12 protein-coding genes are annotated in these 21462 nt (G+C 54.6%); 10 read left to right on the top strand and 2 right to left on the bottom strand.

Annotated features, from left to right (window positions below):
- Positions 1-118: 118 nt before the first annotated feature.
- The 9 genes from LX66_RS00370 to LX66_RS00330 all read left to right on the top strand — a co-directional run bounded on the left by LX66_RS00370 (position 119) and on the right by LX66_RS00330 (position 18254).
- Positions 119-1198 carry an LptF/LptG family permease gene (locus LX66_RS00370; RefSeq protein ID WP_145709904.1) on the top strand — a complete coding sequence of 360 codons (1080 nt, stop codon included), beginning with the start codon at positions 119-121 and terminating at the stop codon, positions 1196-1198.
- Between the two features lie 199 nt (positions 1199-1397).
- On the top strand, positions 1398-2723 hold the full coding sequence (locus LX66_RS00365) for a citrate (Si)-synthase, eukaryotic (RefSeq protein WP_145709903.1): 1326 nt from the start codon (positions 1398-1400) through the stop codon (positions 2721-2723).
- A gap of 2 nt (positions 2724-2725) precedes the next feature.
- On the top strand, positions 2726-4837 hold the full coding sequence (gene recG / locus LX66_RS00360; protein WP_145709902.1) for an ATP-dependent DNA helicase RecG: 2112 nt from the start codon (positions 2726-2728) through the stop codon (positions 4835-4837).
- Between the two features lie 120 nt (positions 4838-4957).
- Positions 4958-8614 carry a DUF7948 domain-containing protein gene (locus tag LX66_RS00355; RefSeq protein WP_145709901.1) on the top strand — a complete coding sequence of 1219 codons (3657 nt, stop codon included), beginning with the start codon at positions 4958-4960 and terminating at the stop codon, positions 8612-8614.
- A gap of 231 nt (positions 8615-8845) precedes the next feature.
- The gene (locus LX66_RS00350) at positions 8846-12502 is read left to right on the top strand and encodes a gliding motility-associated C-terminal domain-containing protein (protein ID WP_145709900.1); all 3657 of its coding nucleotides are present in this window, start codon (positions 8846-8848) and stop codon (positions 12500-12502) included.
- Between the two features lie 46 nt (positions 12503-12548).
- A complete protein-coding gene (locus LX66_RS00345) occupies positions 12549-13538 on the top strand; it encodes a PorP/SprF family type IX secretion system membrane protein (RefSeq protein WP_145709899.1) in 990 nt (329 codons plus the stop codon).
- Between the two features lie 118 nt (positions 13539-13656).
- A complete protein-coding gene (locus tag LX66_RS00340; RefSeq protein ID WP_145709898.1) occupies positions 13657-15063 on the top strand; it encodes an FAD-binding oxidoreductase in 1407 nt (468 codons plus the stop codon).
- Between the two features lie 106 nt (positions 15064-15169).
- The gene (locus LX66_RS00335) at positions 15170-15754 is read left to right on the top strand and encodes a hypothetical protein (protein WP_145709897.1); all 585 of its coding nucleotides are present in this window, start codon (positions 15170-15172) and stop codon (positions 15752-15754) included.
- A 127-nt stretch (positions 15755-15881) separates the two neighbouring features.
- A complete protein-coding gene (locus tag LX66_RS00330; RefSeq protein WP_145709896.1) occupies positions 15882-18254 on the top strand; it encodes an alpha-L-rhamnosidase-related protein in 2373 nt (790 codons plus the stop codon).
- Positions 18255-18518: 264 nt separating this feature from the next.
- On the opposite strand, the gene LX66_RS00325 is transcribed toward LX66_RS00330, so the two are convergent.
- Entirely contained in the window at positions 18519-19997 is a 1479-nt protein-coding gene (locus tag LX66_RS00325) for a sodium:solute symporter (RefSeq protein WP_145709895.1), read from the bottom strand.
- Positions 19998-20040: 43 nt separating this feature from the next.
- Positions 20041-20577 carry an LOG family protein gene (locus LX66_RS00320; RefSeq protein WP_145709894.1) on the bottom strand — a complete coding sequence of 179 codons (537 nt, stop codon included), beginning with the start codon at positions 20575-20577 and terminating at the stop codon, positions 20041-20043.
- Between the two features lie 78 nt (positions 20578-20655).
- On the opposite strand from LX66_RS00320, the gene LX66_RS00315 reads away from it, so the two are divergent.
- Positions 20656-21354 carry an LOG family protein gene (locus LX66_RS00315; RefSeq protein WP_145709893.1) on the top strand — a complete coding sequence of 233 codons (699 nt, stop codon included), beginning with the start codon at positions 20656-20658 and terminating at the stop codon, positions 21352-21354.
- The last annotated feature ends 108 nt before the right edge of the window (positions 21355-21462 follow it).

The following is a 21462-nucleotide window of genomic DNA, read 5'->3' as shown; positions in this document are numbered from 1 at the left end:
AGGTAAATTGTGAAAGGAGAAGGGAGAATGGAAAAAGGAAAGGGGGAGCGAGTTTGTTCCCTACTCGCAGCTTTCTCCCTTTTCCTTTCTCCTTTTTCCTATTTTTACACTATTATATATGACAAAGATAGATTGGTATATACTTCGCAAATTCATAGGCACTTTCATTTACTCCCTCATGATCCTGCTGATCATTTCAGTAGTGATCGACATTACGGAAAAGGTGGATGATTTCATGACCCACAATCTTTCGCTGCAAACGATCGTGGTGGACTATTACTTTGGCTTCATCCCCCATATAGCCGCCCTGCTTTTTCCCCTGTTCATATTCATCTCGGTTATATTTTTTACATCCAAGCTGGCCTACCGTTCAGAGATCATCGCTATCCTGAGCGCCGGGGTGAGCTTCCGGCGCTTCCTGCGCCCTTACTGGATCGGCGCTTTCCTGTTCGGCGGCATCCTCTGGCTGGGGAACCGCTGGACCGTGCCCAACGCTAACCGCATCCGCACTACTTTTGAGAATACCTACATCAGGTCGCGCGATGCCGGTAAAACCCAGTACGACCGCACCACCCGCATAGACAGCTTTACTTACGTGACCTTCGGCTCTTATGATCCCGGCTACAAGGGCGGCAGCAATTTCGTACTGGAAAGGGTGGAAGGGCTGGACATGACCTTCAAGCTCCGCGCCGACCGTATTATGTGGGACTCTACCAACGGCACCTGGAAGCTCAGCTATGTATCCCTGCGCCGCATCAACGGGCTGAAGGAGCAGTGGTGGAACAAGCAGGATACCACGCTGAAAATACCCCTCACACCCAAGGAGCTGGTGGAGGAAAGAAATATCCAGGAAGCCATGACCACCCCGGAGCTGAACCGGTATATTGACCGGGAGGAGCTGCGGGGGGCAGAAGGGCTCAACACCTTCTACGTGGAAAAATACCGCCGTACCTCCTCCGCCGCGGCAGTGATTATCCTGAGCCTTATCGGGGCCATCATTGCCTCCCGTAAGGTAAGAGGGGGCAGCGGCCTGCACCTGGCCCTGGGCATTGTGATCAGCGCCAGCTATATTATCTTCCTGCAATTCTCGACGGTGTTTTCCACCAAAGCCAGCCTGAACCCGCTGCTGGCCGTATGGATACCCAATTTTCTGTTTGGCGGCCTGGCAGTATGGCTGTATATGCGGGCGCCTAAATAATAAAAAATTCACATTTCTTTAATAAAACCGCTCAATTGCTTTATTGCCGGGCTAAGTAGCTGTATAACAGTTTTCCGGATTGGCCGCCCGGCAGTGTCCGGTCGTTAACAACTGTCAAAAGACGTGCAACTTCGTTAACAAATCATTACTTTTGACAATTGATCGATTTTGTTTTACTTACCAAACTATAGTATCAGATATGGGATACATAAAAGAAAAATTCAAGGTAAAGGCCGAAGAGCTGGGTCTCGAAGTAAAGGAACTGATTAAGAATCATGGTAGCAGGAAAATAGATGAGGTTACTATTGGGCAGGTATACCAGGGTATGCGTGGTATTACCGGGCTGGTATCTGAAACTTCCCTGCTGGATGCCAATGAAGGAATACGTTTCAGAGGTTATTCCATTCCTGAGCTGAGGGAGCACCTGCCTAAAACGCAGGGTGGCGCGGAGCCCTTACCTGAAGGTTTGTTTTATCTCATGCTGATAGGTGAGCTGCCTACTGAGGCAGATGTGCAGTATCTGTCCGGTATGTGGGCCCGCCGTTCTCATGTGCCGAATTATGTATTTGATGCTATAGAAGCGTTGCCCATCAGCACGCACCCCATGACGATGTTTAACGTAGGCATTATGGCCCTGCAGACGGAATCTGTTTTTGCCAAAGCCTACGCGGAAGGGATGAGCAAAAAGGATTACTGGAGCTACATGTACGAGGACACCATGAACCTGATTGCCCGCCTCCCGCATATTGCCGCCTATGTATACCGCCGTAAGTACAAGGGCGGTCACCATATACAGCCCAACGGCATGCTGGACTGGGCTGCCAACTTTGCCCACATGCTGGGATATGACGATGATGGTTTCAAGGAGCTGATGCGCCTGTACATGACCATCCACGCCGATCACGAAGGTGGTAACGTAAGCGCGCATACGACGCACCTGGTAGGTTCCGCCCTCAGCGATGCCTACCTGGCCTTTGCCGCCGGTATGAACGGCCTGGCCGGCCCCCTGCATGGCCTTGCCAACCAGGAAGTGATCAAGTGGATACTGAACATGCGCGAGGAACTGGGCGGCGGCATTCCCACCAAGGCGCAGATAGAGCAGTATGTGCGTAAAACCCTGTCAGAAGGTAAGGTAGTGCCGGGTTACGGCCATGCCGTGCTGCGTAAGACAGACCCGCGTTTTACCGCGCAGATGGAGTTTGCCAAAAAACACCTGCAGAACGACGAGCTGGTGCGTATTGTGTGGATGGTGTATGACACCGTACCGGGCATACTGCAGGAACTGGGCAAGGTGAAAAATCCCTGGCCTAACGTGGATGCGCATTCCGGCGCGCTGCTGGTGCATTACGGCTTTGTGGAATATGAATTCTATACCGTGCTGTTCGGCGTATCCCGTGCGCTGGGCGTACTGGCTTCCCTGTGCTGGGACCGGGCGCTGGCCCTCCCTATAGAACGTCCCAAATCCGTGACCACGGAGTGGATGAAATTGTTTGTAGAAGGTAAGTTGGAAGCAATCGCAGATTAAATATATCAACCCGTTCAGCCATATTATCCAATCCCATCGAGTACCTGAAGGGCGTAGGACCGCAGCGGGGCGAGCTGCTGCGTAAAGAACTGGACCTGCACACCTTCGGCGACCTGCTGCATTATTTTCCCTTCCGCTATGTAGACCGTACCAAGGTGGAAAAAATAGCCCGGCTGCATGGCGGGATGGATTATGTGCAGATACGGGGCCGCATTACCTCCCTGGAAACAGTGGGAGAGAAGCGCGGCAAAAGGCTGGTGGCCACCCTCCGCGACGAAACAGGAGAGATAGCGCTGGTGTGGTTCCAGGGCTGGCAATGGATGCAGAAATCCCTGCGTGAGCAGGTGGCCTACCTGGTATATGGCCGCCTCTCCATTTTTAACGGCGTGCTGCAGATGGCGCACCCGGAAATGGACCTGCTCACGGAAGACATTGCCGACGGCAAGCAGTTCCTGGAGCCGGTGTATTACACCACGGAAAAGCTGAAAGCCCGGGGGCTCACGGCCCGCGCCATCGGGAAGCTTACCTTCCACCTGCTGGAGCAATTGTCGCCCCTGGAGATCCCCGAGAACCTGCCTGCGCCCATATTGCAGCAATACCGTTTACTACCCAGGCCCCTGGCCTTTTTCAAGATACATTTGCCGGCCGGCGAAGAAGAGGCCCAGCAGGCCCGCCGCCGCCTGAAATTTGAAGAGCTGTTCATTTCCCAGGTACGGATATGCCGGCTCAAGATCCGCCGGCACCGGCAGTCCCAGGGGTTTATATTCAACGCGGTAGGCACGCATTTCAATGATTTCTATAACCATCACCTGCCCTTTCCCCTGACCGGCGCCCAAAAGCGGGTGTTGAAGGAAATAAGGCAGGATACCATGAACGGGCGGCAGATGAACCGCCTGCTGCAGGGCGATGTAGGCAGCGGTAAGACCATCGTGGCCTTGCTTACCATGTTGCTGGCCATTGACAACGGTTTCCAGGCCTGCCTGATGGCGCCTACGGAAATACTGGCGCAGCAGCATTTCAAAGGCATTGCGGAATTGCTGGAGCGGATGGAGCTGAAGGTAGCCCTGCTTACCGGCAGCATTAAAGGCAAGGCCCGTAAAGAGATACTGGCCGCAGCAGCGGATGGCAGCCTGCACATCCTGATAGGCACCCATGCCCTGCTGGAGAAAGAGGTGCAGTTTCAAAACCTGGGCATGGCCATTGTGGACGAGCAGCACCGCTTTGGCGTGGCCCAGCGGGCCCGCCTCTGGCAAAAGAACACCATCCCGCCGCATATCCTGGTCATGACCGCTACGCCCATCCCGCGCACCCTGGCCATGACCATTTACGGCGACCTCGACGTATCCGTGATAGATGAACTGCCGCCTGGCCGCAAACCCATTACCACCGTGCACCGCACGGAGTACCAGCGCCCGCAGGTAATGGAGTTTATCCGGGAGGAGATCGGGAAAGGCAGGCAGGCGTATATTGTGTACCCGCTAATAGAGGACTCTGAGAAGCTGGATTACGAGAACCTTATGAAAGGTTACGAGGAAGTGAAAGCTTTCTTCCCGGAACCAAAGTACTACATCAGTATGGTGCATGGCCGCCAGCCGGCGGAGATGCGGGAAACCAACATGCAGCGCTTTGCCCGGGGCGAAACCCATATCATGGTAGCCACCACGGTGATCGAAGTAGGCGTAAACGTGCCCAACGCTTCCGTAATGGTGATAGAAAGCACGGAGCGTTTTGGCCTTTCCCAGCTTCACCAGTTGCGCGGCAGGGTAGGGCGGGGCGCAGAGCAGTCCTACTGCATCCTGATGACAGGCTATAAGCTGGGTAATGATTCCAGGGAAAGGATCAATGTAATGGTGCAAACCAATAACGGCTTCCTCATCTCCGAAAAAGATATGGAGTTGCGCGGCCCGGGCGATATGGAAGGCACCCGCCAGAGCGGCATACTGGATTTCAAGCTGGCCGATATCCTGCAGGATAAGCCTATACTGGATGCGGCCCGTGCCTGCGCAGAAAAGCTGCTGCAGGAAGACCCGGACCTGGCGCTGCCGGAAAACCATCCTTTACAGGAATTTCTGGCTGCCCAGCGGGGAAAATCCCAATGGAGCAAAATTTCCTGAGGGTTTTAACGTTATACAACCGTAAATCTGTCCACAGCCTGCCCATTATGGCGCTCCGCATTTGCCTGCCAGGTATATGCAGCGGTCCGTAATAGGTTGGCTGTGGATTTTTAAATTTATATGCCCTTGAAAATCACTTCCCTTGCCGTTTTTTTAGGTATCTCCCTCGGGCTGCTGGCAAGCCGGCCTGTTAAAGGGCAAACGCCCGCCAATACGAATTTTACCCCCCTGGAGTTTGTGGAGAACAAAGGCCAGTGGGAGGGAGATTTCCTGTATAAAACAAACCTGGGTGGCAGCACCGTTTTCCTGAAACAGCATGGCTTTACCTTTTACCTGCTGGAAAAGGAAGGCCTGGAAAAAGTACATGATTACATGCATGGCCACGCCGCTACGGGCACGGATAAACCGCCTTATGTGGACTATGATGCCAAAAGCGCTGCTAACGCCAACACCGCCGCCCGGTCGTCCGCATCCGGTCAAAGCAAACCGCAGCCGCTGGTAGTAAAGGCGCATGCCTACGAAGTGACCTTCCTGGGCGCTACCCTGAAACCGGAAATTGTGCCGGATAAACCCCGGGAAGCCTATTCCAATTATTTTATCGGTAACGACTCTACGAAATGGCGCTCCGGTGTAAGATCCTACCAGGGCCTGCTGTACAGGGAGCTGTACAAAGGCATAGACATGCAGGTATATTCCGAGGCTTCCCTCCTGAAGTACGACCTGGTGGTGCATCCCGGCGCTAACCCGGATGACATCCGGCTGCAGTATACGGGCGCCGACAAGCTGGAGATAAAGAAGGGCCAGTTGGAGATCACAACTTCCGTAGGCGTTGCTACCGAGCTGGCGCCCTATGCTTACCAGTATATCAACAACCAGCGTGTGCCCGTAAAGGTAACTTACCGCCTGCATGGCAACGAGGTTAGCTTTAAGGTGTCCGGTAAATATGATCCGCAATACACATTGGTAATAGACCCTACCTATGTTTTTTCCACCGTGTCCGGCGCACGGGCAGATAACTGGGGCTTTACGGCCACTTACGATGCGCAGGGGAACTTCTATGGAGGCGGTATTTCATTTGACCCGGGTAACTATCCCGTTACCCCTGGCGCCGTGCAGAACGCTTACCAGGGCGGGCAGTTCGACATCGCTATCAGCAAGTTCGACCCTACGGGCCGCAGTTTGTTGTATGCCACTTACATTGGCGGCAACGGGGTGGAGCAGCCCCATAGCCTGATCGTGGATTCCCAGGGCAACCTGGTCATCAGCGGCCGCACTACCTCTTCCAACTTCCCCTTCACCAATGTGGTGGGCACCCGGGGGGGCTGGGATATTGCCATCGTAAAGCTCAATGCCGCCGGTACTGCCCGGATTGGGGCGCTTTGTGTGGCCGGCAGCGCAAATGACGGGGTGAATATGACTGATAACAGGGAGGCCGGCACCCAGGTGCTGTTGCGCAACTATGGAGATGATGCCCGCAGCGAGGTGGTAGTGGATGAAAATGATAACGTGTATGTAGCCAGTTGTACTCACTCCGCCAATTTCCCGGTGACCACCGGTGTTTTCCAGACCTCCTTTGGAGGCGCCCAGGATGGCGTGGTGATGAAGCTGACGCCCGATTGCACCGGGTTGCAGTGGGCCAGTTTTATAGGCGGCTCCAGGGAAGATGCGGCATACGTGCTGGCAGTGAGCGGCAATACCGTCTATGTGGCCGGTGGTACGGCCAGCTCCGACTTCCGTACCACGGCCGGCAGTATATATCCCTCCTTCCGGGGCGGTGTATGCGACGGTTTTGTTTCGCATATCAGCAACGACGGGGCTACCGTGCTGCAAAGCACCTTCATGGGATCAGACAACCCTTCGGCCGACCAGGTGTATGGCATACAACTGGACGCCAACGGTTTTGTGTACATTATGGGGACTACGGAAGGTACCTGGCCTGCCAGGCAGCCTGCCGGCACCGCTACTTTTTATAATGATAATTCCAGGCAGTTCATCAGCAAGCTGCAGCCCAACCTCTCTGCCTTTGTGTACTCCACTACCTTCGGCAAGAATAACCAGTTGCCCAGTATTTCCCCGGTAGCCTTCCTGGTAGATAAATGCGAGAACGTGTACATATCAGGTTGGGGTGGCGGCCTTAACAAAACAATCTATGCAAACTCCGGCACCAGGGATTTGCCGGTGAAAAATGCCCTGCAGCGCTCTACAGACGACCAGGACTTTTACTTTTTTGTGCTGCAACGGGATGCTACCGATGTATTGTTTGCCAGCTTCTTTGGCGGTAATGGCCTCTACGAGCATGTGGATGGGGGCACCAGCCGCTTTGACCGCAACGGGGTGATCTACCAGGGCATTTGCGCCTGGTGCGGCAGTGCGCCCAAGCCACGCTATCCCACTACGCCGGGTGCCTATTCTTCCACCGCCCCATCCAACTGCAACCTCGGTGCATTGAAGATCGCTTTTAACCTGGATGGGGTGAGGGCCGGCATCAAGACCCTGGACCGCAAGCAGAACTACTGCGTACCGGCAGACGTTACTTTTGTGGATACCACCGGCACGCCTGCCCAGTCCCGTACCTGGAACTTCGGGGACGGCACGCCGCCCGTTACCGGTAACCTGGATACCGTTACGCATACTTATGCACAAACCGGCGATTACATTGTACAGCTCATCAAATGTGATCCTTCCAGTTGTAACGGTTGCGATACCGCATTTACGGAAGTAAGGATACGCGCGGACGAAGCGACCGTAAACCTGGTGGCCACCCGCCTGCAACCCTGCGAAGCGCTGAGCTACGAGTTTACCAACAATTCCGTGGCGCCTGCCGGCAAGCCCTTCACCAACCAGTCTTTCATACTGGATTACGGGGATGGCACGCCGCCGGTAACGGTAGGGCTGGGCACCTGGCAGCATGCCTACCAGGCAGACGGCATTTACAATGCTACGCTTACCCTGGTGGATACCAACTACTGCAATGCACCGCATACCGATACCGTTCCCCTGCGTGTGGCCGCTAACGTAGTGGCCAGCTTTGTGCCCATGCCGGACAGCGCCTGCGCCCCGGCGGAGATCAGCTTTGACAATACGACCAGGGGCGGGGAGAGCTTTACCTGGGATTTCGGGGACGGCAGCCCCGTTTCCACGGATATTTATCCTACCCATACTTACGCCAACCCCGGTACGTATACCGTAACTCTCCACGCAGTAGATAACAATACCTGTAACCTGGAGGACGACGCTTCCATGACCGTATTCGTCAGCGAATCGCCTACGGCAGATTTCACTTTCTCCCCGGACAAGCCGGAGGAGAATACGCCGGTCACTTTCGTGAACCAGTCCATAGGAGCGGTCAGCTACCTATGGGAGTTCGGGGACGGGCAGGTATCCGCGGAGACCAACCCGGTTCATCAGTACAACCAGTCCGGCACGTATAACGTATGCCTGTACGCTACTAACCAGACAGGTTGTACGGACTCTGCCTGCACCCAGGTGGCTGCCATCGTCATCCCCCTGTTTGACGTGCCGAACGCCTTTTCACCCAACGGCGACGGGATGAACGATGTGCTGCTGGTGCGGGGTTTTGGTATCGCAAAATTCAACCTGAAGATATTCAACCGCTGGGGACAGCTTGTATTTGAGTCCAATGACCCGGCTATTGGGTGGGACGGGCGCTATAAGGGGGCTTTACAATCGATGGATGCGTATGCTTATACCGTATATATCGAGTTCAGCGACGGGACAAAAGCCAATAAGAGTGGCAGTATCACCCTGTTAAGATAAAAGGCTCCCGGATAACAATTTTTGCAACGGCCCGGACGTTTTATTATTGTCCGCCGCCGACAGCTACCTCATTAATTTTTGTGTTATGCATTATACAACCTGTTTATCCGCTTCTTCCGTATAACTGTAACTTATTGAGCGCATGAATGTTGCCTTTAACGGTAACAATTCTGCTCCTTTCCCCGTTAATTGTAGTATATTAGTTATAGGAAAAAACGTAAAATCTATTCCGTGAACTTTACTTTCCGCGCCGGTTTTTTGGGTGTTGCTCTTTGGCTGATTGCAGGACTGCCGGCTCAGGCGCAAGCACAGGAGAACAGTAATTTCACACCTTTGCAGTTTGTTGAGAACAAAGGTCAGTGGGAGGGCGATTTTTTATATAAAACCGACCTTGGCGGCGGCGCCATCTTTCTCAAAAAGAACGGGTTTACCTTTTATCTCCTGAACCGGGACGACTATGTAAAGCTGACCGAATACCTGCACGGCCATGCCGAGCCTCCTGCTCCCCCTTCCGTGGACTACGATGCTAAAAAGGCGGGCGGCGCTGCTGCTGCCGCTCCTGTCAAAGAAGTGCCCGGTTTTGCCAAACCGCCCAAGCCTGTGGTAAGAGGGCATGCCTACGAAGTGACCTTCCTGAACGCATCCCCCAGCCCGCAGGTGCTGCCCGACAAGCCAACAGAGGGGTACAGCAACTATATTATCGGCAGCGACTCCACCAGATGGCAGTCCAATGTCCGGTCCTACCAGCGCATCATGTACAAGGCGCTGTATCCCGGCATCGACATGCAGGTGTACTCCGAAGCCTCTTTACTGAAATACGACCTCATCGTGCATCCCGGGGCCAACCCGGATGCCATACAATTGCAATATACCGGCGCGACCAGGCTGGCGCTGAAGAAGGACCAGCTTGAGATCACCACCTCCGTGGGCACTACCACTGAGCTGATGCCGTATGCTTACCAGTATATCAACAACCAGCGTGTGCCCGTAAAGGTGAACTACCGCCTGAACGGCACCCGGGTAGGCTTTAAGGTGTCCGGCCGGTATGACCCGCAATACCCGCTGGTAATAGACCCTACCTATGTCTTTTCTACCGTATCCGGTTCCCGGGCGGATAACTGGGGCTTTACGGCCACCTATGACAACCAGGGCTTTTTTTACGGCGGCGGCATTGTATGGGCGCAGGGCTACCCGGTAACCACCGGCGCTGTGCAGAATGCCTTCCAGGGCGGGCAGTTTGATATCGGCATCAGCAAGTTCACACCCAATGGTCGCAACCTGGTATACGCCACCTATATAGGGGGCAATGGCGATGAACAGCCGCACAGCCTGTTCACGGACGCACAGGGCAACCTGGTGATCAGCGGCCGGACTACCTCCTCCAATTTTCCTTTTACTACCGTGGCGGGCACCCGCGGCGGCTGGGATATTGCCGTGGTAAAGCTCAATGCCACCGGCACGGCCCGCATTGGTTCCATTTGCATAGCCGGCAGTTCTGATGACGGGGTGAACATGCGGGAGAACCGGCAGGCCGGCGCCTGGGTACTGCTGCGCAACTACGGCGACGACGCCCGCAGCGAGGTGGTGCTGGACGATGCCGGGAACGTGTTTGTAGCGAGTTGTACCCGCTCCGGTAATTTCCCGGTAACCAGCGGCACTTTCCAGACCAGCTATGGCGGCTCGCAGGACGGTGTGGTGATGCGGATAAGCCCGGACTGTAATAACCTGGTATGGGCCAGCTATATAGGAGGCGATAAGGAAGACGCCGCCTACGTGCTGGCGCTGAACGGCGGCTCGCTGTACGTGGCCGGCGGCACGGCCAGCGCCAATTTCCAGACCACCGGCGGCAGCATCTACCCCTCCTACAGGGGCGGTATCTGCGACGGCTTTATCACGCATATCACCAGTGATGGCACCAGCATCCTGCAAAGCACCTTCCTGGGCGCAAACAACATTGGCGCAGACCAGGTGTATGGCATCCAACTGGATGCCAATGGCTTTGTATACGTAATGGGTACTACCGATGGCAGTTGGCCGGTACAGCAGCCGGCCGGCACCGCTACTTTCTATAACGACAATTCCAAACAGTTTATCGCCAAGCTGCAGCCCAACCTGTCGGCCTTTGTGTACTCCACTACCTTTGGCAAACAGGCCACGGATCCCAGCCTGTCTCCCGTAGCGTTCCTGGTAGACCGCTGCGAGAATGTGTATGTGTCCGGCTGGGGCGGCGGTATCAATAAATCATTGCGCTACCCGAACTCCGGCACCAGCGGGCTGATTACCAGGAACCCGCTGCAGCGTACCACGGACGACCAGGACTTTTACTTTTTTGTGCTGCAGCGCAATGCCACGGACGTGCTGTTTGCCAGCTTCTTTGGCGGCAACGGCCTTTACGAGCATGTGGATGGCGGCACCAGCCGTTTTGACCGTAACGGGGTGATCTACCAGGGCATCTGCGCCTGGTGCAATGTGTCTGCCAATACGCAGGCCAAGCCCCGCTATCCTACCACGCCGGGGGCCTACGCCAGCTCCCCGCCTCCTTTCTGTAACCTGGGCTCGCTGAAGATCGCCTTTAACCTGGACGGGGTGAAGGCCGGCGTTAAAACCCTGGACCGCAAAAGGAACTACTGCGTACCGGCCACCATCACTTTTGTAGATACCACCGGCATTCCCGCCGAGACCTGGACCTGGAACTTCGGGGACGGCTCCCCGGAAGTGAGCGGCACGCAGGATACGGTGACGCATACTTATACGCAGATAGGCGATTATACAGTTATGCTGATAAAATGTGATCCCGCCAGTTGTAACGGCTGCGACACCGCCTATACCGAAGTGCGCATACGGGCGGACCAGGCAGATGTAGAGCTGACGGCCACCCGCCTGCAGCCCTGCCAGGACCTGCTGTATGAGTTTACCAATAGCTCCGTAGCGCCGGTTGGCAAGCCTTTCACAGACAGCTCCTTTGTGCTGGATTTCGGGGATGGCACGCCTCCCCAAACCGTAGGGCTGGGGAGCTGGCAGCATGCTTACCAGGCAGACGGCATCTACAACGTGATGCTCACGCTCGTGGATACCAACTACTGTAACGCGCCGCATACCGATACCATTCCTTTACGTGTAGCCGCCAACGTGGTAGCCAGCTTTGTAGCGCCGGACAGCTCCTGCGCGCCCGCTACCATTAGCTTCAACAATACCACCATGGGCGGCGAAACCTTTACCTGGAATTTCGGGGATGGCAGCCCGGTATCGAACGAACCTTATCCCACGCATACTTACCCGAATCCCGGTACCTATACGGTAAGCCTGGAAGCGGTAGACAACAATACCTGTAATATACGGGACGATACCACCATTACCATCACCGTGTTTGGTCCGCCTTCAGCAGACTTCACGTTTACGCCCGTGAAGCCCGTGGAAAATACGCCCACTACTTTTGTAAACCAGACCATTGGCGCTGTGAGCTACCTGTGGGAGTTTGGCGACGGGCAGGTATCTACTGAAACCAACCCGGTGCACCAGTATAACAAGACCGGCACCTATGACGTATGCCTGCTGGCTACCAACGCTGCCGGCTGTACGGATACCGTGTGCCAGCAGGTAGCCGCTATCGTGATACCTTTGTTCGATGTGCCCAATGCCTTCTCGCCCAATGGCGATGGTATGAATGATGTGCTGATGGTACGCGGGTTCGGTATCGCAAGATTCAATTTCAAGATATTCAACCGCTGGGGGCAGCTCGTATTTGAGTCCAACGATCCCAACATAGGCTGGGACGGCCGGTTCAAAGGCGCGATCCAACCCATGGATGCATACGCATATGCCGTGAACGTAGAATTCAGCGACGGTACCACAGCCACCAAGACAGGAAACATAACCTTATTAAGATGATTGACCCATGAAGCAGCAAGTAAGATTAAAATATTGTATAACCGGTATGGTGCTCCTGTTCGCAGCAGCACAGGCAACGGCGCAGGACCTGCATTTTTCGCAGTTCTTCAACTCACCGCTTACCACCAACCCTGCCAATACGGGCTTTATCCCCGACGGTAATTACCGGGTGGGGATCAACTACCGTAACCAGTGGGCAAGCGTTCCCGTACCATATAAGACCATGTCGGCCTTTGCCGATTTCCAGTTGTTCCGCGACCGGCTCGAATATGGCTGGGTAGGCGTTGGCGGGGTGATCCTGCGGGATGTAGCGGGCAGCGGCAATCTTTCTTCCACCAAAGTATATGGTTCCGTGGCTTACCACCAGCTCCTGGGCCAGAGCAGCCTGCTGTCCCTGGGCTTTAACGTGGGATCTGCCAACAAACGGGTGGACCTGGCCAAGCTCACCTTCGGGGACCAGTGGAACGGGAAGTTCTTTGACTCCCAGTTGCCCACGGCAGAGCCCATCACCCAATCAAAGGTGAACTACTTTGACATGCAGGTGGGAATGAACTATGCCTATTTTCCAACGGACAATATCTATATCAACGGCGGTCTTTCCGTGCAGCATGTGAACAAGCCGCGGGAAAGCTTTTATGAAGGCAACAACCAGATAGACCGGCGCTATATCGGCTTCCTGAATGCCATTATCAAGCTCAGTGACAAGGTGATCGCAAACCCGGCCGCCTACTACAGCCGGCAGGCCGGCTCCCGGGAAACGGTGGTGGGCGGCAACCTGGCCTATAACCTCTCCGGCGACGGCACCAAGCAGGTATTTGGCGGCGCCTATTACCGGTTTGACGATGCAGCCGTATTCCTGGTAGGCTATGAAATATCCCGGGTAAGGATGATGTTCAGCTATGACGTTACCACCTCCCAGTTGGCCGCCTCCAATGGCCGCCGCGGGGCTTATGAAATAGGCATTATCTATACCGGCCTGTATCCTAACCGCAGCTTTAACAGCGCCCGCAGGGCCACGCTTTGCCCGTCATTCTAACGGGCAAATGTGCGGATGTGCAGGTATGCAGATGATGGGGCAACGCAAGTGTCTTCGCTGCATTTCATTTGCACATCTGCATATTCGCACATCCGCATATTAGATTTATCTTTGCTGCATGACTAATTTCTCCAGGCTACAGGCCCGGCACCTGGAACTGTTCCGGGACATTGTAGGAGCGGCCAATGTACTAACAGACGAGGAATCACTGGACAGATACGCACATGACGAAACAGAAGACCTGCATTATCCGCCGGAAGTGGTCCTGAAGCCGGATACTACCGCCCAGGTAAGCCGCATTATGCAGTTGTGCAGCCGGGAAAACCTGCCGGTAACGCCCAGGGGCGGCGGCACCGGCCTGAGTGGCGGCGCCTTGCCGCAATGGGGCGGGGTCCTGCTTTCTACCGAACGCCTGAACCGGATCATACAGATAGATGAGCGCAACCTGCAGGTAACCGTGGAACCGGGGGTGATCACCGAAGTGCTGCAGAATGCGGTCCGGGAAAAAGGGCTGTTCTACCCGCCCGATCCCAGCAGCCGTGGCTCCTGCCTGATCGGTGGTAATATTGCAGAGAACTCCGGGGGGCCTAAAGCTGTTAAATATGGAGTGGTGCGGGACTATGTGCTGAACCTGGAGCTGGTGCTGCCCTCCGGCGAGGTGATATGGACCGGCGCCAATGTATTGAAAAACTCCACCGGCTATAATCTGACACAACTGGTGGTAGGCAGTGAAGGTACCCTGGGGGTGGTCACCAAAATCGTGTTGCGCCTGATCCCCCTGCCTAAATATGACCTGCTGATGCTGGTGCCTTTCCGTTCCGCGGAAAATGCCTGCGCAGCGGTCAGCGCCATTTTCCGGGCCGGGTACACACCCTCCGCCCTGGAGTTCATGGAGCGCGACGCCCTGGAATGGGTGACCCGTTACGTGGACAGCAGCACGGTGAAGATTGAGGACGATGTGCAGGCCCACCTGCTGATAGAGGTGGACGGCAACTACCCGGATGTATTGATGCAGGAAATGGAAGGCATAGCGGCGGTGGTCACGGAATTTGACTGCGGGGAGATCCTGTTTGCGGAAGACCACCAGCAGAAAGAGGAATTGTGGAAGCTGCGCAGGCGCGTGGCGGAAGCGGTAAAGGCCAACTCTGTGTACAAGGAGGAAGATACCGTGGTGCCCCGGGCAGAGCTGCCCGCGCTGCTGAAAGGCGTGAAGGAGATAGGCCGTAAATACGGCTTCCATTCCGTATGCTACGGCCATGCCGGCGATGGCAACCTGCATGTGAACATCATCCGCGGGCAGTTGACGGAAGCACAATGGAACGGCACCCTCAAAGAAGGCATCCGTGAAATATTCCGGCTGGTAAAGCAACTGGGCGGCACCATTTCCGGGGAGCATGGCATAGGCCTGGTGCAAAAGCCCTATATGGACGTAATGTTTGAAGCGGCGCACCTGCAGCTTATGAAGCAGATCAAGGAGGTGTTTGACCCGCAGCATATATTGAACCGGGGAAAGATTTTTGACTGATAAACGAATAAAACATTAACGAATGAAAGCGAGCTTCGTCTGCCTGGTTGATACACTGTTTAGGGCGAAGTTCCATGAGACCAATAAAAAAATAAAACATTAACGAATGAAACGTTTGCTTTTATGCCTTTTATTCCTGGGTAGTATACACCTGGCCCATGCACAGTATTACACAACAGATACCGCGCGCAAAGGCTTCGATCCTTCCCGCCTGATGATCGGTGGCTCCCTGGGCCTCATCTTCGGCGATTATACCAATGTGAATATCTCGCCGCTGATAGGATACCGTTTTTCAGAGTTGTTTGCCGCCGGTGTCAGCATCAATGCGCAATATGCTTCCGAGCGGGAGCGGTATATCAACAGCAATGAAACCGCCTACCGGTACACGTATACGGTGTTTGGCGGCGGCGTGTGGGGGCGCATTTACCCGCTGGAAATGCTGTTCCTCCAGGCCCAGCCGGAATACAACTACGTAGGCGAGAAACTGACTGACTATACGGTAGATCCCAAGCAGACCGTCAAATCCAACTACGGGGTGCCCAGCCTGCTGCTGGGCGGCGGCTACTCGCAACCGCTGGGCGCCGGCAATTCTGCATTCTATATCATGGTGCTGTACGATGTGATACAGGATACCCGCTCTCCCTACCAGAACCGCCCGCTGTTCCGCATGGGCTTTAACGTGGGGCTGTAAACCCGCCGGCCGGCAGCCCGCTACCTGGCTGCCGGCTGCTGCCTGACTAGGACACCATAGGATAATTAACCCCTGCTGCCCGTTATCTTTATATTGCAGCAATAGCGTTGCACATTCCGTTCCACGTATGAAGCGTTTACTACTCCATACCTTTTGCTGTTTACTGACGATCCATCTCTGCGCGCAGGAACTGCCGGTAAATCCCGCATTGCTGAAAGGTTCCTGGCCTGCCGCCTGGATATCGGCTGCCGGTATTGCCCCCCGTGACTACGGCGTGTATCATTTCCGCAAAACGTTTACGCTGGCAGTAAAACCTGCCTCCTTCGTCATACATCTTTCCGCGGACAACCGTTACCGCTTTTGGGTAAACGGCCAGGCCGTATGCGCCGGCCCCGCCCGTGGCGACCTGTATAACTGGAACTTCGAGACAGTGGACATTGCCCCCTACCTGCAGGCTGGCAGCAATGTGCTGGCCGCCCTGGTATGGAACATGGGCGTGCATGCCCCTGTAGCGCAGGTATCCAACCAGACGGCCCTGGTGGTGCAGGGCGATACGGACAAGGAAAAAGCCGTGAATACGGACCTTTCCTGGAAAGTGTTCGTGGATACCGCCTACACGCCCTGCTCCACGGATAATATGCAGCGCCTCCATACCTATATGGTAATAGGCCCCGGCGATCATGTAAAAGCCGCCGCCTATCCCTGGGGCTGGGAGCAGCCGGGTTATGACGACAGCCGCTGGCAGCCGGCCGTGAAGGTAACTACGCCGGTGCCGGCCGGCTATGGTACGGATAACCTGTGGACGCTGGTGCCCCGCAGCATTCCGCTGATGGAGGAAACCCCGCAACGCCTGTTAAAGGTGAGGCGGGCAGATGGAGTGGCCGCTACGGATGATTTCCTGGCGGGTACTGCGCCGATTACCATACCCGCCCGTAAAACCGTAAGCATCCTGCTGGATCAGACCTTTAATACCGTGGCCTACCCGGAGCTGACCGTGAGCAAAGGGGCGGGCAGCACCATTAAAATGACCTATGCGGAAGCCCTGTTCCGCGACCGCAAAAAAGGTAACCGTAATGAGATTGCCGGCCGGGAGATCATGGGCAACTACGATATTTTTGAACCGGACGGCGGCGTGCAGCGCACCTTCCGGCCCTTATGGTTCCGTACCTACCGCTACCTGCAACTGGACATCACTACCGGCGCTGAACCGTTAGTGATCAACGACCTGCTGGGCACTTACACCGGCTATCCCTTTGTGCGCAAAGCCCGCTTCAGCAGCAACGATTCTTCCCTGCAGGATATCTGGGAGGTAGGCTGGCGCACCGCCCGCCTCTGCGCCGGCGAAACTTATTTTGACTGTCCTTACTACGAGCAGTTGCAATACGAAGGCGATACCCGCATACAGGCGCTCATATCCTTATACGTAACCGGCGACGACCGGCTGATGCGCAAGGCCATCCATGACTTTTACTGCTCCCGCGTGCCGGAAGGGCTGACGCAGGGCCGCTATCCCAGCAACCGCCTGCAGGTGATACCGCCCTTTTCCCTGTACTGGGTGTCCATGCTCTATGATTACTGGATGCACCGTCCCGACGACGCCTTTGTGCAGCAATATTTAATGGCGGTGCGCGGTGTGCTGGACTGGTATGAAAAACATATAGATGCACAACAGCACATGCTGGGTCCTATGCAATGGTGGGGATTTGTAGACTGGAACCGGGCCTTTCCCAACGGTGTGCCCGATGGCGCTACGGATGGCCATTCCGCCGTGATCACCCTGCAATATGCCTATACGCTGCAGCAGGCCGCCGCCCTGTTCAGGCATTACGGTAAGGAGCGGGAAGCGCAGCATTATGATCAATTGGCCACTGCGTTGAATGAAGCCACCTACCGGCTTTGTTTTGATCCGGCCCGCCGGGAAATGGCCAATACGCCGGAGCGCCGTACTTTCAGCCAGCATGCCGGCATTATGGCTGTGCTGGCCGGCGCCATACCTGTTAGCGAGGAAAAGACCGTACTGCAGCGGGTGCTGGAGGATACTACGTTGAGCCAGGTCACCTTTTACTACCGCTTTTACCTGAACCAGGCCTTGAAAAAGGCCGGCATGGCCAACCTCTACTACGGGCAGTTGCAGCCCTGGCGGGATATGCTGCATACAGGGCTTACCACTTTTGCGGAGAACCCGGAGCCTACCCGCTCCGACTGCCATGCCTGGAGCGCCAGCCCGGACTATGATTTCCTGGCTACCATTTGCGGTATCATGCCGGACAAGCCCGGCTTTGCCGCCGTGAAGATACAGCCGGCGTTAGGCGCGCTGCAGGAAGTGTCCGGCACTATGCCGCATCCGCTGGGAGATATAACGGTTACGCTAAAACGAACAGGAAGCAGCGGCATAGCTGCAGAGGTGACTTTACCAGCCTCGCTTACCGGCCGCTTTATATGGAACATCAGCACCGTGCCCCTGAAGGGAGGAAAACAAAACTTTTTGATAAAAAATTAGGTTATGAGGAACATTATTATTAATTTTTGTTAAAACCACGTTATTATGCATCAGGCAGAGCAATATATCTCGCTGCTAACCCATTCTAATTATCATTTTAAGAGCACCATATAAGTTTCTGTACTGTACGAATGCATGTGCATAATAATGGTTTCCGGCTTCGTAACAATTAAATAATTGCTGACTTTAGATAAAGAGAATGCAGCGCTTAAGCACATAAGCGGCTGCACGTTCATAACGTGTTAAATGTACAGCAGGTTTCTGTCAAGTTACCTGCTCTTTTTTTACAGCGGATACTTCACCCTTCACTGAAATCAGCCACAAGCCTGCCATCGTGATCAGCGCGTTCAGTATCAGTAATTCAATACCGATGTGGAACCCGGAGAACCAGCGGGCGGCATTCTCCGCCAGCAGGTAACAGATCACCGGCGCCGCCAGGCAAACGATCAGCGTGGCAGGGCCCTGCCTTACCGGCCGGCGGGAAAGGATGCCGAAGGCGAACAGTCCCAGCAAAGGGCCGTAGGTATAGCCTGCCAGGGTGAGGATGATATTGATGATGGATTTGTTGTCAATCCATTTGAAGATGATCACGCACAGGAAGAAGATAACGGTAAAGGTAAGGTGCACGGCCCGGCGGGTTTTCTTTTTGCCACGTTCGTCCAGGTCCGTTCTTTTTTTCAGTCCCAGCATATCAATGCAGAAGGAAGAGGTGAGGGCCGTTAAAGCGCCGTCCGCACTGGGAAACAGCGCGGAGATCAACCCGATGATGAACATGAATGCGATCACCGGCGGCAGGTAGCCCAGCGCAATGGTGGGAAACAGGTCATCGCCCGTGATGCCTATCTGCCTGCTTTCCGCAAATACATACAGCAGTCCGCCCAGCAGCAGGAACAGCAGGTTTACCAGCACCATCACCGTGCTGAAGGTGATCATATTCTTCTGGGAATCTTTCAGGTTCTTAACGCTGATGTTCTTCTGCATCATTTCCTGGTCCAGCCCGGTCATGCCTACCGTGATAAAGGCCCCGCCCAGTATCTGTTTCAGCCAGAAGCTGCCGCTGTTCACATCCGGGTTGAATACCTCCGTGTAGCCTTTGGCGCCCAGCGCATGCACCGCATCCGGCAGGGAAAGGTCCAGTTGGCTCATGATATAGACAATGCATACCACCAGGCCTGCCAGCATGAAAGTAGTTTGCAGGGTGTCTGTAAACACGATGGTCTTTACCCCGCCTTCAAAAGTATACAGCAGTATCATGAGCAGTATTACAAAAGTGGTAAGCCAGAACGGTACGTGCAGGTTGTCCAGGATAAAGAGCTGCAGCACGTTGATCACCAGGTAGAGGCGGGCCGTAGCGCCCACCGTGCGGGATATGATGAAGAACAGCGCGCCTGTTTTATAGGCCACCGTTCCAAAACGCTGCTCCAGATAGTGGTAGATGGAAGTGAGGTTCAGCCGGTAATACAACGGCAGCAGCACATAGGCCACAATGAAATAACCGATGAAATAACCGATCACCACCTGCAGGTAACCGAAGTTGTTGCTGCCTACCGTACCGGGCACGCTCACAAACGTTACGCCGCTCAGCGAGGTGCCGATCATGCCAAAGGCCACCAGCATCCAGTTACTGTTGCGGTTACCGATAAAGAAGGAATCGTTGTTGGAATTGCGGCTGGTGATCCAGGCTACGACGAGCAATACAAGAAAATACGCGATGACTAAAGTGAATAGTAAGGTAGCTGACATGCTGGTTGCTTAGATGTAAGTACTAAAAATAAGAAAACTGTTCTTAAATCATAAGTTTTAGCAGCGCTTCGGCCGTGGGGGCCATGCGCAGGTGCTCTACCAGCATGCTGGGCGCAAACTCATGATCGCGGGCGCGCAGCATGTGCTGGTACAGGTGCTCATAGAAATTATCTACGTTCAGCAAGCCTACCATTTTGCTGTGCAGGGTCAACTGGTTCCAGGTAATGATCTCGAAAAACTCATCCAGGGTGCCAAAGCCGCCGGGCAGGGCGATGGCGGCATCGCTCAGCTCATACATGATGGTTTTGCGCTGGTGCATGGTTTCCACCTGGATCTCCTGTGTCAGGTTTTCGTGCTTACGCTCCCGCGTGTTCAGAAACTCAGGGATCACGCCAATTACCTTGCCTCCCCTTTCCAGTACGCTGTCGGCTATAACGCCCATCAGCCCTGCTTTTCCGCCTCCGTATACCAGCGTGATGTCGCGTTCCGCCAGCAGAATGCCCAGTTGCCGGGCCTCCCTTGCATAGGAGGAATGTACGCCCAGGCTCGATCCGCAGAAAACGGCGATATGTGTACTCATAGGCTCTTTTTGAACATTTACTGCCAAATCTAATGGTTAAATGGCTAAATTGCTACACTGTTAAAACTAATACTAAAGATGAACGGTACTTTAAAAAACCTGAAAGAGCGGGACTGGACGGAAACCAAAGCCCATTCCAGTTGGCAGATATTCAAGATCATGGCCGAATTTGTGGATGGATTTGAGGCGCTGGCCAAAATGGGGCCCTGTATATCCATGTTCGGTTCTGCCCGCACCAAGCCGGGGCACAAGTATTATGATCTCACCGTGGAAATAGCCCGCCGCCTGGCAGAGGACGGTTTCGGCATTATATCCGGGGGCGGCCCCGGCGTAATGGAAGCGGCCAACAAGGGCGCGCAACTTGGCAAGGGAAAGTCCGTAGGTGTGAACATTACCCTGCCGCATGAGCAGTATCCCAATAATTTTATAGACCATGACAAGAACCTGCACTTCGACTATTTTTTCGTGCGCAAGGTGATGTTCACCAAGTACGCACAGGGTTTTGTGATGATGCCCGGCGGCTTTGGCACCATGGACGAATTCTTTGAAGTGGCCACGCTCATACAGACCAAGAAAATGACGGAAACCCCCATGGTGCTGGTGGGCAAGGAGTACTGGAATGGCCTGCTGGAGTGGATCCGCAACGTAATGATGGAAAAGGAAAGCAATATCAACCCCGAAGACCTGGACCTGCTGCAGTTATTTGATACCGCAGATGAAGTAGTGGAGTACTTCCGGGTGTTCTATACCACCAACAAGCTCCGGCCCAATTTCTAATTAAGCATAAAGCAAAAAGCTGATGCCGCGGATAAACTCGCTAGGATCAGCTTTTTGCTTTCAGCTTTCTGCCTTATGCTTTTTTCCGTAGGTTTGCAGAAATTTTTC

The sequence above is a fragment of the Chitinophaga japonensis genome (genome assembly GCF_007830125.1).
GTDB lineage: Bacteria > Bacteroidota > Bacteroidia > Chitinophagales > Chitinophagaceae > Chitinophaga > Chitinophaga japonensis.
Note: the sequence above shows the minus strand (reverse complement) of the source record. Positions and strands in the feature narration are given on the sequence as shown.

Coding starts and splice junctions, on each gene's coding strand:
- LX66_RS00370 (WP_145709904.1), top strand. CDS start 119: ATGACAAAGATAGATTGGTATATACTTCGCAAATTCATAGGCACTTTC.
- LX66_RS00365 (WP_145709903.1), top strand. CDS start 1,398: ATGGGATACATAAAAGAAAAATTCAAGGTAAAGGCCGAAGAGCTGGGT.
- LX66_RS00355 (WP_145709901.1), top strand. CDS start 4,958: ATGCCCTTGAAAATCACTTCCCTTGCCGTTTTTTTAGGTATCTCCCTC.
- LX66_RS00345 (WP_145709899.1), top strand. CDS start 12,549: ATGGTGCTCCTGTTCGCAGCAGCACAGGCAACGGCGCAGGACCTGCAT.
- LX66_RS00340 (WP_145709898.1), top strand. CDS start 13,657: ATGACTAATTTCTCCAGGCTACAGGCCCGGCACCTGGAACTGTTCCGG.
- LX66_RS00335 (WP_145709897.1), top strand. CDS start 15,170: ATGAAACGTTTGCTTTTATGCCTTTTATTCCTGGGTAGTATACACCTG.
- LX66_RS00330 (WP_145709896.1), top strand. CDS start 15,882: ATGAAGCGTTTACTACTCCATACCTTTTGCTGTTTACTGACGATCCAT.
- LX66_RS00325 (WP_145709895.1), bottom strand. CDS start 19,997: ATGTCAGCTACCTTACTATTCACTTTAGTCATCGCGTATTTTCTTGTA.
- LX66_RS00320 (WP_145709894.1), bottom strand. CDS start 20,577: ATGAGTACACATATCGCCGTTTTCTGCGGATCGAGCCTGGGCGTACAT.
- LX66_RS00315 (WP_145709893.1), top strand. CDS start 20,656: ATGAACGGTACTTTAAAAAACCTGAAAGAGCGGGACTGGACGGAAACC.